General features: G+C 59.3%; 10 protein-coding genes and 1 pseudogene. 4 read left to right on the top strand and 7 right to left on the bottom strand.

Annotation, left to right across the window (positions count from 1 at the left end):
* Nucleotides 1-22: 22 nt before the first annotated feature.
* Nucleotides 23-4,729, bottom strand: coding sequence for a DEAD/DEAH box helicase family protein (locus WNY80_RS09620; protein ID WP_342887148.1), 4,707 nt, complete (start codon nucleotides 4,727-4,729; stop codon nucleotides 23-25).
* A 182-nt stretch (nucleotides 4,730-4,911) separates the two neighbouring features.
* Nucleotides 4,912-6,111, bottom strand: a complete 1,200-nt coding sequence (locus tag WNY80_RS09625; protein WP_342887149.1) for a tyrosine-type recombinase/integrase — start codon at nucleotides 6,109-6,111, stop codon at nucleotides 4,912-4,914.
* A 480-nt stretch (nucleotides 6,112-6,591) separates the two neighbouring features.
* Here WNY80_RS09625 and WNY80_RS09630 point away from each other — a divergent pair.
* Nucleotides 6,592-6,825 (top strand): annotated as a pseudogene (locus tag WNY80_RS09630) (IS3 family transposase); the annotation flags it as partial.
* A gap of 137 nt (nucleotides 6,826-6,962) precedes the next feature.
* On the opposite strand, the gene WNY80_RS09635 reads toward WNY80_RS09630, so the two are convergent.
* On the bottom strand, nucleotides 6,963-7,856 hold the full coding sequence (locus tag WNY80_RS09635) for a hypothetical protein (protein WP_342887150.1): 894 nt from the start codon (nucleotides 7,854-7,856) through the stop codon (nucleotides 6,963-6,965).
* A 15-nt stretch (nucleotides 7,857-7,871) separates the two neighbouring features.
* Nucleotides 7,872-8,648, bottom strand: coding sequence for an aldolase/citrate lyase family protein (locus tag WNY80_RS09640; protein WP_342887151.1), 777 nt, complete (start codon nucleotides 8,646-8,648; stop codon nucleotides 7,872-7,874).
* Nucleotides 8,649-8,818: 170 nt separating this feature from the next.
* Between WNY80_RS09640 and WNY80_RS09645 the strand changes: the two genes are divergently transcribed.
* From WNY80_RS09645 to WNY80_RS09655, 3 genes are read left to right on the top strand one after another with little or no spacing between them, the layout of a single operon-like run.
* Nucleotides 8,819-9,688, top strand: coding sequence for a fumarate hydratase (locus tag WNY80_RS09645; RefSeq protein WP_342887152.1), 870 nt, complete (start codon nucleotides 8,819-8,821; stop codon nucleotides 9,686-9,688).
* On the top strand, nucleotides 9,678-10,337 hold the full coding sequence (locus tag WNY80_RS09650; protein WP_342887153.1) for a fumarate hydratase C-terminal domain-containing protein: 660 nt from the start codon (nucleotides 9,678-9,680) through the stop codon (nucleotides 10,335-10,337). The genes WNY80_RS09645 and WNY80_RS09650 overlap by 11 nt, the downstream gene beginning before the upstream one ends.
* A gap of 13 nt (nucleotides 10,338-10,350) precedes the next feature.
* Nucleotides 10,351-11,466 (top strand): TAXI family TRAP transporter solute-binding subunit, encoded by a 1,116-nt coding sequence (locus tag WNY80_RS09655; protein ID WP_342887154.1) that lies wholly within the window; start codon nucleotides 10,351-10,353, stop codon nucleotides 11,464-11,466.
* A gap of 126 nt (nucleotides 11,467-11,592) precedes the next feature.
* Here WNY80_RS09655 and WNY80_RS09660 read toward each other — a convergent pair whose 3' ends face one another.
* From WNY80_RS09660 to WNY80_RS09670, 3 genes are read right to left on the bottom strand one after another with little or no spacing between them, the layout of a single operon-like run.
* The gene (locus WNY80_RS09660) at nucleotides 11,593-12,612 is read right to left on the bottom strand and encodes an NAD(P)H-quinone oxidoreductase (RefSeq protein ID WP_342887155.1); all 1,020 of its coding nucleotides are present in this window, start codon (nucleotides 12,610-12,612) and stop codon (nucleotides 11,593-11,595) included.
* Between the two features lie 10 nt (nucleotides 12,613-12,622).
* On the bottom strand, nucleotides 12,623-14,608 hold the full coding sequence (locus WNY80_RS09665) for a TRAP transporter permease (RefSeq protein ID WP_342887156.1): 1,986 nt from the start codon (nucleotides 14,606-14,608) through the stop codon (nucleotides 12,623-12,625).
* Between the two features lie 28 nt (nucleotides 14,609-14,636).
* On the bottom strand, nucleotides 14,637-15,581 hold the full coding sequence (locus WNY80_RS09670) for a DUF6282 family protein (RefSeq protein ID WP_342887157.1): 945 nt from the start codon (nucleotides 15,579-15,581) through the stop codon (nucleotides 14,637-14,639).
* Nucleotides 15,582-15,618 lie beyond the last annotated feature (37 nt).

The following is a 15,618-nucleotide window of genomic DNA, read 5'->3' on the forward strand; positions in this document are numbered from 1 at the left end:
TGCAGGGCACTCGCGCGCTGCTTCAAGTATCAAAAAAGCGCCTGCAGAAATGATAGGCGAGCCGGTCTTTGAAATTAATGATGTTGTCTTCAACGGTCATGATCTCGCAGTGACTGGTACCGCCGTTCGCCGGGCCTCTGAGGCCCCGGCCAACCATCTGCATGTAGAGTACGGGGCTGAAGACCGGTCTTGAGATCAGGACCATGTCGGCCTTTGGAGCATCGAAGCCGGTAGTCAGGACGCTGTGATTGCAGATTACCCGTAGATCGCCGGCACGGAACCGTCGTGTGAAATGCTGCCTCGCAAGCCGGTCCGTCTGACCGCTTACAGCGGCAGCAGGGCAACCTGTAAGGTGTAGTCTCGCCGCAAGGTACTGCGCGTGCGCGACAGAGTTGGCGAACAGGAGGATGGACTCCGCCTTGCTGTTCACGATGGCATCGATGATCAAATCATTCCGGTCGGAATCTTCGCCCATTCGGTCCACGACGCTGTCGGGAAGCTCTCCAAAGGTATCGACGTGCTGCTGTTCGCGCTCGGTCAGTGTAATCGGCCTGTCGTAGCGAAGTGGGCGATAGCTTCGGTCGGCGAGCACGCCCATCTCGGAGAGCTTGTCGTGAAGGCCAGCCTGGTCGGACGGAAACCAGCGACGGTCAAAGCGCGCCGCAAGCCGTTCCGACTCGTCCTCGTTGTACCCGCGCCATGGCGTAGCACTTAGGCCCAGAACGGGCGCTTCACGCTCGCGCGCGCGCTCGCTGCCGACCTGAACATCGAGCCAACGCAAAAGGTCCGTGTAGCTCGAGGTTATTGCGTGATGGCACTCATCGATGATGATGATCCCGGATTGGGCGACCCATGCCAGTTCGGGACGAGTACTACGGCTGTTCAAGGTCTGGATGCTCGCAATTACCACGGTTGGTTCATCGCCTTCCGGCGGTGAAGGGTTTCGCTGACCGCCCCATAGCCGCACGATGCGGAGGTCTTCGCCGGGCTCCCCCACATTGACCCAGAGCTGGCGAAAGCACTGGACTGCCTGCTCGCACAGCTCATCGGTCTGAGCTATCCAGAGTGCAGTTCGACGCCCATTGCCCTGCAAGACCAGCCGCACGACAGCCTCAGCAGCGACGCGCGTCTTGCCGCCGCCTGTGGGCAGGCTGACCACAGCTCGGCGGCGACCCGCGCCTGTGTTGAGAAGCGAGCCTATGCTCGTCAGGATGTCTTCCTGGTAGTCGTGGAGTGGTGGCAGGTGAATTGGCCCACTGACGGACAGTTCTGCATCTCGGCGGCCTCCAACCGAAGCGGCAAACTCGATCGGAAAGCCAAGCTCTTGCACAAAGACCCGAGCTTGCTCCCCACCCCAACGTTTGGGAGGTGCAAGCCCCCTAAGCTCAAGTGCGTCTCTCAGCCTGCTGAGCAGCGTCGGTCCGTGGACCGCCAGCGCCAACCGGGCGAGGTTCTCCGGATCGACATGCTTCTCCACGGCTTGTCGGGTAGCAGGGGTCAGAGTTCCGAGCAGGGTCTCGATGTCACCACCAATCGCTTTCAGCAATCTGAGCTCAAGCGACCTCTCATCTCGAACTGCCTTTTGCGCCTCGTCTGACCTGCGATCCATTATTCGGGAAAGGATTTCTTCCAGATCTGCGCCATCCTGAATGATCCCATGGCGCGCGAGGCAGCGAAGCAGCAGTTCAACACCTTCCTTCCAGCCGCGACTGCCGAACTGCTCACGGTCAATGAGAAACGCGCCGTCGGCTTCCATTCCGACTGTCACCGCTCGCCTGAAAGGCCCGACGCTTTCTTCAAGGCCGCTGACCCAAACGGCCGGGATCGTCCTCAGCACCTCAGAGTCTTCCTGCGCTGCAGCCAACTCTGGGAAAAGATCGAGGAGGTGCGACGGCGCCGATAGACGCCTCTCGAACGACATCGACAGCCCGGCGCCAAGCTCCATCGCTCCGGCTGCCACCCATGCCGAAGCCACATCTTCGGACAACAAGATTATCCTGCCATCGTCGAGATCGTGCCCGACGCTCTCATCGGCGGTCACATAGATATCCGACAGCGGGAGAGCGCCGTCGGCGCTGGGCAAGGTGGCTGGAATGGCACCGTCAGCATGTGCCGTCTCCCACACCGGTCGCAGGGCCTTGAAGTCCCTTTTTCTTTCCGAAACTGAAGTGAAGACTTGCTCCCAGAAACGCGCGGTGGCCTCGCGCGTGAGTTTGGCCATGTGCCAGGCGAAGCGAGATCCCAAGTCCGTCTCAGCATCCCTGGCCCGGAGAAAGCCTTCAACAGCCTTGAACCCCTGGACTTCAGCCTCAGCCAAGATCTCAGCAAGTTCGGGGGGGATGCACTTTAGCGGCACTACGAGGTTGCCGACGCGTGTGCGTCCATGCTCCGTCAGCCAGAAATAGGCTGGATGCGGTGCCGTCACCTTCGGGTAGGCGTCCGCACGTGTCGGATGCACGATCGTCACCCTAGACGCATTTTCGGCAAATTGCGCGATCGCACCCAGTAGCATCCGACTCAGCTGTGCGGAACTCGCCGTAGGCAGCACCGGAAGCAGCCGCCACCCTGACGGCATGCGGATCGAGTAGCTCGAGAACTTGGGTAAGTATCGTGGCGTGCTTCCGGAGTGCTCCCTGCAAATTTCATCGAAACCAGGGCTCAACAAGCGGAGATAGTCCTTGAAGTCCGGATCGTCTCGGTCCGCGGACTCCTCGATACCGGGGAACTCCGACAGCCAGTCCGATGGGACCATGGTTTCGACTTGCTGCCGAAATTGCGGGTCCATGACATGATCCTCGGGAAATCCTGATGGAGTCTCCCGTACGATCAACAGGCTCCGGCTTGTCCACATTCCGGATACTGCGCGGAATTTGGTGCGCTCCAGGCCAAGCTCATCGATGTATTCCCGCCTTGCTTCCTGTGGCGCCGAGGCAATGTTGTACCAGAAGTTCTCCCAGTCTTCCGGCTGATTGGAAGCCTCGGCAGTCGTCAGCGAGGCCTCGAGAATGTCCGACCACGATGCAGATGCCAGTTCGGTGACATCCATCAGATTGACGAGGATGTCGCGGGCCTCCTCGTCCGAAGCAAGTCCCTCGGAAACCGCTAGAAAGCCTGCGGGCGGCGCTGATCCGGATACAATCACTGCTTCCGAAGGAGCGGCCAACCCCCCATCTGCGGTGGGTATAAGGCATGCTTCGGGAACGCTAAACAGTCCGTGTTTGAACTTCTCCTTCAGTAGATTACCGGCGAACGCCAAGGTCCGTCTCGCCATGGCGAGATCTGTGTGCGCAATGCAGTCGAGCCATTTGTCGGCGGGCGACTTCGCCAATACCTGGATGTCCCGGCGCTTTGCTTCCGTGACGAGGGCTTTCAACCGCGATACCCTTGCCTCGGACGAATAGCAGTCTGGGTGCAGATAACGGTCCCGCGCATCCGCGTTCGCAAGGTCGGCCCACGATCTGCAGATCTCCGTGTCCTCAACGAAATGCCGCAAGAGCTGGCTTGGACTGCGCGGGATGCCATTCACGTCAGGCAAGACTTCAGACGAGATGATCTGGTCCCAGAGGGACCGGATGAGGGGCACGGCGATTTCGTCCTGCCGTTCCGGTTGACGCGGGAACGCACTAACGGCGGCCCCATAATCCTCGGGGGTCGACATCGCAGTGAGAGAGCCGCTGATCAGATCCGCCGCAGCCTGCATGATCGCTTCGTTCCATCGGCCCCGGATCAGGTTGGTCCTGTCACTGTTGAGCTTCCAAGGTGCGTTGAGGATGCCCGAAGTGCGGCTTTGCGTTTCGGTCGGAAAGAACGCCCAGAAGCGACCAGCTTGTTCGCGACCACCGACCGGCACCGCCCAGGACAGTGGAACCTGCTCCCTTGCCTGGATGTGAGTAGCGTCGGAGCGCGCGGCCGGACTGTCGACCTTGACCGACGCCTCGAAGACCTTCCATCGGGCATCGCTGGTTCCGTCGCTCACAACTGCGAGTCCGTCTTCAAACCGCTTAGTCAAGAGACGGGGTGCAGCACCTTCCACTTCCAGCTTGAGGGAGATTGCCGAGGGCAGGAACAGCAGAAACTCGGCGGGGAAATCTGCAATTTCCTGGCTCAGTCTGTCGAACGCAGCGTCATCCGCGATTTCTGCCGTAACGACGGTGGTTGCCCAGTTCCATCTGCTTGATTTCGATAACGGGCTATTTTCGGCAGCGGGATCCAGCACCTCGGCAAGCCGCATGCCAGGCGCGGGCGCATCTTTGGCCAACCCAAGATGTCGACGAATTCGATCACGGCAGGCCTCGGGGTCGAAGCGCAGCCCTACAGATCTGGATGTCAGGTCGACGCGACCGCCCAGCTTGAGCAGCGACTTGAACCCGATACCAAATCGCCCAATCTGATTGCTGCGCTTAGGGGAGCTGCGCGCATTCAAGAGGGCCACAATACCCGGTTCATCCAAGGCGGCGCCGGTATTGGCTGCCTCCAACCGATTGGGTGAGAGACGGACATGGATCCGCCCCTGGGACTCCGCAGCATCAAGGATCGCGTCGGCAGCGTTCTGCACCAGTTCGTACAACTGACGATAGGCGTATCCGCCTGACAAGACTTCGTTCTCGGTCTCAAAATGCTCGGCTGCGTCCCGCGGCTGTGCATCGTAGGCCTTCAGGCGCTTCTGGCATTCGTCGTGAACAAACTCGGATAAATGCGTGAGATCTGGCTCTTGGGTGCGATGGCGCATACTAATCTCAAGTTGCAAACTGAAAATTCATCGTGCACGTCAAGCTTAGATATAGTCAATCACCGTTGGCAAGAAATTTGAAACGTCAGGCGTTCAGGCGAGTATTATTACTGAAGGAAATCAAAAACCTAGCTAACTATATAACTCTCACAATCACTAGTCCGACAGATTGTGTCTAGAGATCACCGCTGCAAAAGACGCCCCCAGGCCGCCATCAACTCTCGCCTTTGGTCCAACAAGTCAGTCCGATGGTAGGCGGCTTCAGTGGCGCTGGCTATGGTATGGGCGAGGGCCCGTTCGGCAATATCGCGCGGGTACCCATTTTCCGATGCCCAGTCCCGGAACGAAGAACGGAAGCCGTGCGCTGTGGCGATGCGCCCGGGTGTATCGCTCTGAACTTGCGCGTCGCGTAGCGCTTTGGTGAGCGCCATGTCCGAAAGCGGACTGCCATTGCGAGATGGGAAAACAAAGGGCGAAAATTCTTCTTCCGGCTGCCTGGTAGAGAGAATCTCAATTGCCCGCGGCGACAAGGGCACACGATGAGCCACACCAGTCTTCATGCGATCTTTGGGAATGGTCCAGATCGCGACATCCCAATCAATCTCCGACCATTCCATGAGCCTGACTTCACCAGACCGGGCAGCCGTCAAAATGAGGAATTCCAGAGCCAGTTTGCCTATGGTGGGTTTGCCGGTGCGCAGTACTCGTTCTGCAAATGCCGAAATGTCCCTCCAGGGTACTGCAGGGTGATGCTGGACGCGCTCGCGCTTGCCTTTCTGCTTGGGTAACAATCGATCCACATTCTGAACCGGGCTGGCGACGATGTAATCCTGAGCCACACACCAGTTCATCACGCTGTCGCATCGCTGGCGAATACGTGATGCCGTTTCGGGTTTGCTGAGCCAGATCGGTCGTAGCGCGTCGGAAAAGTCAGAAGCCCGGAGCTCATTGACCGGCCTCCCCCCCAGCTTAGGAAACACATAGGTCTCAAGCGTTCCGATCCATTGTTGAGTGTGTTTCGCATTCTTGAAACCGGGCCTGAGCTCTGCAAAGGCCTGCCGCGCCGCCTGCTCGAAACTTGGCATGGAGGTCTCCAGTCGACGCTCCATTTCGGCGGCGCGCTTTGCCTCCAGAGGATCTCCGCCAGCCGCGATGACATCGCGGGCTTCCCAGGCGGCTCTCCTTGCCGCTGCAATGCTGACTTCAGGATAACTGCCCAACCCCATGTCACGCCGCTTGCCCGTCACGGGGGAAACGAAACGGAGGTTCCATTTTCCCTGTCCCTTTGTCCGCGAGGGAATCAGCTGCAGCCCCTTGACGGTCCCATCTTGGCGGGGTTTCGAGCCGGGCTCGAGTTTGCGCGCGGCGGCATCGGTGAGCATCTAGATATCCAGTCCGTCCATTCTTCTTCGGGAAAACCGAAAAAGATCATATCATCTCTCAGCCCCACATCCAGCCCCACATTTTACTTGCGATAAAATAAGACTATATGAGACGAGATGGCAAATCAGGATCGATTATATAGTTGTTTTTATTTTATATTTCAAGGCGATTTCAAATTCAATGCGATTAAGTGAGACTCCGATTTGGCGGACTCTCTCTCCGCCATTTATATCCTGAAGGCGGCGACATATTTTGTAAATTGCAAACACCTCGCAGCAGTGCGCGCTATAGCGTGCATTTGTAACGGACAATCGTGTTTCTCGTCAGCACCTGTGTCCCGGATTTGCAGTTGTTATTTAAGGGGGTTGGCTTCGTCGTCGTATCGGGGGAGCGAGGATGAGGCCCAAATTCTCAAGTGCCAAAGAGCCTGCTGAGCAGTCTTTGAACGACATCCGTTGTGCGACAGGCAGGCATTTCTCAGCAAAAAAAATATAATCCGGATCGTGCTGGAGGATCTGCCCGGAAATCTAGAAGCCCCGATCACCGCGGGCATCGGACACCAAAACCGCCAGCGCAACCACGAGAGTCTGAGCGATGTGACGTCCGCCAACGCCTGCTACGGCAGGGCAGAGGTCGCCATCAAACAACGTGAAGGAATCAAACGCCAGATCATCGAACAACGACGCTTGCAGCACCGCAAGCCAGCTGCTTGATACCAATCCGGTGGCGAGGCCAAACCCGGCTGAACCGATCCCCATCAACTCATCGCGCTGTTGATACCCAAGACAATGCCAACGGGGGCATCCGCACTCGGAGCCCCCGGGCACACGCGCGGCGGTTCAGCAGAACATCAATCGATCGGATAGTCCTCTTCATTGAGGACCCAGCCGGGCTTTCCGCTGAAGTCCAGGCGAGGGGGGCAGAAGATATCGACCATCTGATTCTTGTCCGGGCCGGTCGCTCTGCTGGTATGAACCACCGGAGGCGGGATGATGATGGCCGACGGCGCGCCAACGCTGATCGCCTTGTCAGCCTTCCAGTCAGCCAGGTCTGTCGTCCAGGGCCAGCGAAGATGATGCGTATACTCACCTTCGAGCAGGAGCGAACACTGCTCGAAATCGTCATGGTGATGCGGTGACATCTTACTGGTGTCCCTTGGTCCATCATAGCAATCCAGCATGTTCACCATGAAGGTCGTGCAACGGAATATCCGGCCAAACCGGCCCTCCTGCTTTGGAACGTCCAGGGAATAGTGCCGGATCTTCAGGCCACCCGCAGGTTCCGGCCACGCCTGGAATTCGGGGATATGGGTGCGCCGTTCATCATAGGCGCCAGCATTCGGGCAAAGCTCCAGAAGGTCGCCGGACTTGACGGTAAACAGCCGGACGACATTGCCGCCGTTCGGCAGAACCACCTGGCTGTCGCCGGGCGGAACAAAGGCGATGGAGTTCGCCGGAACGTGCCTTGTTTCACCCAAAGCCGTGATGTCGGCCGGAGCGTTGGGAAGCAGCACAACATACTCATCCGGTTGCCCGCTGCGTGCCAATTTGGCGCCCGGCACCAGCTCGGAATAGGCGACAATGAAGTTGTGACCGCGCACCAGCCAGGTTCGGCCGGTCTCGTCCTCAAGCTGTGGCGGCGAGTCGTAGAACGTGGCGAGTTGCTCTTCCGCGATCAGACCGGTTTTCGGTTTGCCGGCTGCTGCAGGTGCAAGCGCCGCGCGCGGATCAGATTTGTCGTACATGCTTTTGTTCCCGGTCTATTTGGTGACGGTTTCGCGGACGGCGGACAGCGCCGAAGCAGCCGCGTTGCGCAAGAACGTCTGGTCGGATGAAACGATAAAGGCTGTTGCGCCGAGCTCTGCGAGCTCGCCGGCATCGGCTGCGCCGCCAGTCATGACACAGATGGTCTTGCCTGCCGCGCGTGCGGCCCCGGCAATTTTCCGGCTTGCCGCCTTGACCGGGGCGGAGCCAGCCTTGGTTTCGCCATAGGCTACGGTCAGGTCGCCGCGTCCGATGAACACCGCATCCAGCCCTTTGACCGCCAGGATTTCATCGAGTTGGTCGAGCGCGTGGGGGTCTTCGATCATGGCAATGACCGCAATTGATGCATCCTGCTGATCCAGATGCGCTTCTATCGTCCGGCTTCCAAAATTGCCGGCCCGGGTCGTTGCGGAATATCCGCGTGACCCTGAGCGGTACCGAGCCGCCGAAACAATCTCGCGCGCCTTTGCGGCACTGTCGACGTGCGGAACCAGAACGCCGTCGGCGCCGCAGTCGATGACCGAGAGAATGGTCGAGGCGTCCCCGTTCTGAACCCGCACCAGTCCGCCCATGCCGTGCGCCTTGCAGGCCAGCAGGATGCGATCGGTGCTTTCGCGGTTGATCGGCGCATGCTCTTCGTCAATCACCACGAAATCATAGTTCAAGCTACCGAGAACTTCCGTCGGCATGGTGTGGGCGATCTTCATGAAGCTGCCGAAGAGAAACCGGCCCTCCAACAGCTTTTCACGAAAAGTCTGACTTTGCTCGTTCATTTTGGCTCCCTGAGGCGTTTCGTGGAACTTCTCAACTCCACTGTCGCGTCGCAAGCGAGCGTCGACTGCATTTCGCCTAACGAAACGCAATTTGAACCGCCTTGTTTCGACCAATGAAGTGAGTGAGGCTTGATCGTGCCGGTTGGCGAGAACGATGAGGAAGACAAAACATGGCGATCACTTACGATCTGGTTCGGGAGGCATCCTGTGCGCTTTACTCGCGCGCCCTGAAGAAGATCCCGGCAGATACGCACGCGGCACTCGCTGAGGCTGAGAGCAAGGAAAGTGATGAGCGGTCGCGCAAGACGCTTCGTTTCCTTCAGAGGTCAGCCCGCAAGACCGAGGAAGAAGGCCGCCACGCCTGTTCGGATGCAGGCTTCCCGACATTCGTGGTGAAAATCGGCACCCGGCTGAGCCTTGACGGCGACATCCGCAACGCGTTCATCGACGGGTTTGCGGACATGGTGGAGCAGATCGATCCGCCAATCCTGAAATTCATCACCCATCCCCTTACCCTCGAACGCAGCTTTGCCGGCAAGGACATTCCGAACCTGAGTTTCGACATCGCCGACGGCGAAGATTTCATCGAGATCACCTGTTCACCCAAGGCACTTGGATCAGGCCGGTGGGCGGCGCTGGAAGTGTTCAGCTACCCGACCATGGAGCAGATAGAATCCTACGTGATGGACTGCGTCATGAAGGCCGGTTCGCAACATTGCCCGCCCGTCATCATCGGCGTCGGCATCGGCGGCGACTTTGACAATGCGGCCAAGCTTGCCAAGCGTGCGACGCTCCGGCACATCGGCACCACCCATCCCGAACAGATCGTCGCAGACATGGAATCGCGGCTGCTCGAGGCCGTCAATGCAACCGGGTTCGGGCCGATGGGGCAAGGTGGCGATACGACCGCGCTGGCCGTCCACGTCGACTATTCGTCCGGGCACGGATTCGTACCGGTTGCAGTCTGTTTCAACTGCTGGATCAACCGCCGCACGACGGCACGCATTTACAATGATGGCAGGGTTGTCCATGTCGAATAATGAAGAAATGAGACGCCTGAGCCTGCCGCTTTCGCCGGACACCGCGCGCAGCCTGAAGGTTGGCGAGCGTGTCATCCTCGACGGCGAAGCCACTGTAACGGTCGGCTACCCCACCCACCAGCGCATGGTTGCCGCGATCAACGCCGGAGACCCTTTGCCGATCGATCTGACCGGTGGCAGCTTTTTCCATATGGGAACCTGTTGTTACGAGAAGGACGGCCGGTTTTTCCCACACTACGTCAATCCCACCACTTCGACGCGCTTTGACGCGTTGTTGCCCACCATTGTTCGTGGCCTTGGAATTACGGCGATCGCCGGCAAAGGCGGCGTCGGGAAGGATGTCGTCGCGGCCTTGAAGGACGTTGGCGGTGTCTATTTCGCCATGCCAGGCGGTGCGGCACCGATGCTGAGCGCAGGTGTGGTCGAGCGGCTGGAAACCGGCTGGGACGACCTCATCGAGCAATTCCGGCTGTCGCGGTTTTCGTTCAGCGGATTCGGGCCGCTGATTGTCGGCGTCGATGCGCATGGCAACAGCCTGTACCAAAATCTGTCGGATCAGGCGGAGGACCGCCTTCCGGCAATCCTCGCCCGTCTGAAAGAGAGAAGAACCCTTGCGGCACAGCAAGCCGCTGGATCATCAAAGACCTGAATAGGAGGAACACATGTCTTTACGCACAAGTTTCACGGCAGCGATTTTGCTCGCGTCAACGGCAGTCCCGGGTATGGCCGAGGATGTCAAACTGCCCAACACCATGTCGATGACCACCTATGATGTGGGTTCGGCCGGTTATGCCCAAGCCGTGGCGATGGGCAAGGCGATCAGCGACGGCTACGGCGTGAGTTTGCGGGTGCTGCCGGCCACGTCCGATGTGGCCCGTCTGCTCCCGGCCAAGCAGGGCCGCGTCGATTTTGCCCTGCTCGGCTCGGAAGCCTACAACGCCTTCGAAGGCACGGAGGCTTTCGCGGCCCCCGAACTCGGTCCGCAGAATATCGAACTCCTGATCGGCGCCAACTCGAACAACTGCTTCACGCTCGCATTGCAGGGTGACAGCGACATCGAAAACGCAACCGACCTCAAGGGAAAACGGGTTGGCTGGGTGGTCAGCTCGCCTGCCCTGCAAAACAACGTCGCTGCCTTCCTGGCCTTTGGCGGCCTGACCTGGGACGATGTGGAGCGCGTTGACGTTGCAAGTTTCGGTGCTTCCTGGGAAGCCTTCCTCAACGGCCAGGTTGACGCGATCACCACGCTTTCGACGACTACTTTCGCCACCCAGGCCGCGGCATCGCCAACCGGTCTGAAGTGGCTGGAGCTTCCTGCTGAAGACGAGGAAGGCTGGGCACGGCTTCAGAAAGAAAAGCCGCAGTTCTCGCCGCGCGTTGCCAGCGATGGCCCGAACATGTCGGAAGAAAACACGGTCGAATGTGCCGGTTTCCCCTTCCCCGTCCTGACCGCCTACAGCGACAAGGATGCGGACGCCGTCTACAACATGACGAAGGCGCTTCAGGAACAGTTTGACGCCTATTCCGGTGTGGAAGCCGGCCTTGTCGGCTTTGCGGCAGAACGCCAGAATTTCAAGTGGGTGCTCCCGTACCACCAGGGTGCAATCAAGTACTGGGAAGAAGCCGGTGTCTGGAATGACGCTGCCCAGGCGCACAATGGCAAACTGCGGCGCCGCCAGCAGGTGCTCAACGATACATGGGCTTCCATCCCCGAGGAAGAGCGCGAAGCAAAGTGGGCCGATGCGCGCGCTGCTGCCCTTGCCGCGGCCGGCTTCTAGAACCGTCCAGTCCTCCCGGACGAAAACACCGCCTGCAGAAATGCGGGCGGTGTTTTTTTGTCTTCAAGCGTCAACGAAGAGGGAGGTGCCAGATGTGTCGTAGTGCGCCTGACGCTGGTGCGGAGCTCAGCCCGGGACGGTTTCAGCGCGGGCCAGGTCAACCGCCATGACGACCTTGCCGATCTGCTGATTTGCATCGAGGATGGCGTGGGCTTCGGCCACATCGGCAAATGGCAATATCGCGTGCAGCCGGGTCTCGATCCGGCCGGATTCCAGATGCGGCCAGACCTGTTCGACCAGATCGCGCGCGATGCCGCCCTTGTAGCTTGCCGGGCGTGGCCGCAGTGTCGAACCGGTGAGGGTTTGCCGGCGCCGGACGAGCTGGCGCAGGTTGACGTTTGCCTCGGCGCCCAGATGGCTTGCGATCAGGACCAATCGCCCGTCAAAGGCCAGCAGGTCAAGTTCGCGCTGGGTATATGGCCCGGCCTGTCCGTCGAGGATCAGGTCAATGCCGCGATCGCCCAGCTGTTTGCGCAGTTCATCATCCCACGCGCCGTGGTAGTCGACGGCATAGGCACAACCAAGGTCGCGGCAAACCTGAAGCTTGTCCTCATCGCCGGCAGTTGCATAGACGGTCGCACCGCGAAGCGTGCGGGCCATTTGAATGGCCGCCATGCCAACGCCGCTAGTACCGCCCTGCACCAGCATGTGCTCCCCGTCCGCGAGCTGACCGAGCATGAACACATTGTTCCATGCCGTGAAGAACACCTCCGGCAGGGAGGCCGCCTGCGCAAAGGTGAAGCCCCTGGGAATCGGCATGCACTGCAATGACGGGACAGTGCAATATTCAGCGTAGCCGCCGCCATTGACCAGCGCGCACACCGCATCGCCTGCAGAGAAGTTGCTCACACCCTCGCCGACAGCTTCGACAATGCCGGAGACATCGAGTCCCAGCAATTCCGATGCGCCGGGCGGCGGTGGGTAAAGGCCGCGGCGCTGCTGTATGTCGGGGCGGTTCACGCCGGCAACAATAACCCGGATGAGCACCTCGCCGGCACCGGGCCGGGGGATGGGACGGCGGGCATGATAAAGGACCTCCGGTCCGCCTGCACCGCGTGTTTCAACGACGTTCATATCCGCGGACATGCCGGACCTCCTATGATGTTGCGGGCACAAGGTCCCGACGGTTCTGCCATGCGGCAAACCCGAGCAATGGGACGGCAACAAGGGCCGCAACGATGACCAGATCGAAGTCACTCCACCCCGGCACAATCGAGGCAGGCAGGGCGATAAGGATTGCGGCTCCGAGCAGCAGCAGGCGCAACGGGAGCTGATAGCTGCGCCGGGCAAACAACGTTCCGACAAATGGCGCATAGCCCTGGACCGTGTAGGCGAACAGCGCAATTCCGGACAGCGCGAGCAGCGTCGATATGACGGTTTGCTCCCATGTGCCCTGGAGTACGAGTGCAGGCTGGAACGCAAAGAAGAACGGAATGAAGTAGATGACGGATCCAATCCGCATCGCTTCGAAGCCCGTCTCCATCGGAGGGGTCTTTGCAATGGAGGCTGCCGCAAAGGCACCAAGCGCGACCGGCGGCGTGATGAACGACAGCATGCCCCAGTAGAAGATGAACATGTGGACGGCCATCGGGTTGAGGCCAACTTCGATCAGGGCCGGCGCAAGCAGGATTGCCAGGAAGATATACGCCGCAGTCGATGTCATGCCGACGCCGAGGATGAGGCCCGTAAGTGCGCCCATGAGCAGCAGGAAGATCTGTGAGCCGTCGGCTATGCGCAGCAGGTCATTGACGAGGGTTGCCGCCACGCCGGTCATGGAAAGGGCGCCCACGATCATCCCCACCGCCGCCAGGATGGCGACCAGGTTGGAAAAAAGGGATCCCAGCGAGTCGATGAACTCTCCGACCTCTTTCCATCCCCAGCGATGTTTGCGTGAAAACACCTGGTTGAGGAAGATCAGAAGCGGCGTGGCGTAGTAGGGAGCGAGAGCCTCGCGGCGCATGACCAGCAGCATGTAGATCAACAGCGCAAAGACAAAGATGTAGTACCAGCCTTCCTTGAGGGTTTGCCGGATGGACGGCAATTCCTCGGCCGGCAGGCCCTTGAGCTTTTCCTTGCCTGCCATCGCGTCGATCTGCACGAACAGGCCAAAGAAGTAGAGTGCAGATGGAATGATCGCGGCCAGCGCAACCTCGCCGTAGGGCACATTCATGAAACTGGCCATCACGAAGGCGGTGGCGCCCATCACCGGGGGCATCAGCGTGCCGCCGGTTGAGGCGCAGGTTTCGACGCCGGCAGCAAAGGTGCCCTTGATGCCGATGCGGCGCATGGCGGGAATGGTCATCACACCGGTGCTCAGCACGTTGGTGATGACGCTGCCGCTCATCGAGCCCATCAGGCCGGAGGAGAAAATGGCGACCTTTGCAGGTCCGCCCCTAACCCGGCCCAGCAGCGCGAAGGACAGGTCCATGAAGAAAGCTCCGGCCCCGGTCTGCTGCAATGCCGCTCCAAAAACGATGAAGCCAATAATGAGTCCGGCGAATGTACGCAGCGGGATGCCGAGAATGCTCTCCGACCCCATCGCGTGATAGGCCGCCACGTAGTCGATGGATGACGGAAATCCGGCGATCGCGTTCGGCAGGTACTCGGTGTAAACCGGATAAAGCGACATTATCCCGACGATGATTGCCAAAGGCAGACCTCCGGCGCGCCTGCCACCTTCAAGCACCAGCGCCCAGAGCGCGAAGGAAAACCAGATCGCGGTTTCCGGCGGCGCCATTTCCCATCCCTTGAGCGAGATATTGAAAGCGTTGATGAAGAAGAACCCGCAGGTGAACACGCAGGCTGCCGCCAGACACCAGTCATACCATGCCGGCTGGTTCGCCGGCTTGTTCGGGTTGGCAGGATAGATCAGAAACAGCACCGCCAGCGCCAGTGCGATGATCGCGTAATAGAAGCGCAGATCGACCAGCGTGTACCCGACGAAAAATCCGAAATTGAAGGTCTGGTTGATCGCCAGAACGAGAATCAGAATGGACGCAACGCGAACCACCCACCTGGCGCCGCCCCCGAGCAGGCGGGCACCGGGTTCGAAGACTTGTTCGATGGTTTCCGAGTTGGACATTTTATTCTCCAGGACCGTCGCGCGATCGTTATTGGGTAACCGGGATGTCCACCAGCCTGGATGGATTGTCGCGCACCATGGTTCGCACTTCAGTATCTGTAAAACCAAGTGCAAGGCAAAGCTTGATTGCCTGGCGCATGCCTTCCACCGGCGTCGGATTGTCGACCTGGCCGAGATCGGAGCCGATTGAAGAGTGCTCGACACCAGCGGCGCGAATGTGCTCACCCAGAAGTTCCGGTTCGAACACATTGAAACGGCTGTCGACATAGAGGCATGCGGACTGTTCGATCAGAGCATCAAACTTCTGTGCAATTTCACCGATGTCATCATAGGTGAAGTGCAGACCGTACATCGGGTGATTGACGATGAGCTTCTTGACGCCACGCTTCTGCGCTTCCTCGAAAAGCTTCCATATTTCCCAAACATGCAGGTGACCCGAAGACAGGATTGCATTGAACTCGGCAATGGAATCGAGGATTTCCTTGACCGGGTCGATAATCCCGCCCTGATCATCAACCACCGTCAGCATCTTGGGCGATTTGAGCTGGATATTTGCAGCCAGCCGCGATTTGCGGAAGTTGGATCGAATGTGATTGGCAGAATGCGCGGTGGGCATCCAGATGATCTTGGCCCCGTGCTTGAGCGCCGAATCGACAACATAGGGATCGAAGCCGCCGGTGGAATTGTTCAGCACCAGGCCACTGAACATCGCGACATTGAGGTGGCCCAGCGTGCGTTCCATGATCGGAATGATCGGGGACACGGAATAATGGTGGTCCTTGAAGAGGATGCCTTTCAACCCTGCCGCGGCCGCCTGCTCGGTTGCCTGGAAGTGATCGACCTGGCGGGCCATGATTGACGGGCCGGAATGGACATGCAGATCGACAGCGCCCTGCATCAGGGCATCCACGCGTGCGTCATCTATGTCGGCAATGAGCGCGCGCATTGCGGTGCGGTTTTCTTGGTTTCCCATCAGAGTATCCCTTCAATTCATCCTGCATCGATGTTGG

It is taken from the genome of Hoeflea sp. AS16 (assembly GCF_038900095.1).
In the GTDB taxonomy this organism is placed as follows: Bacteria; Pseudomonadota; Alphaproteobacteria; order Rhizobiales; family Rhizobiaceae; genus Hoeflea.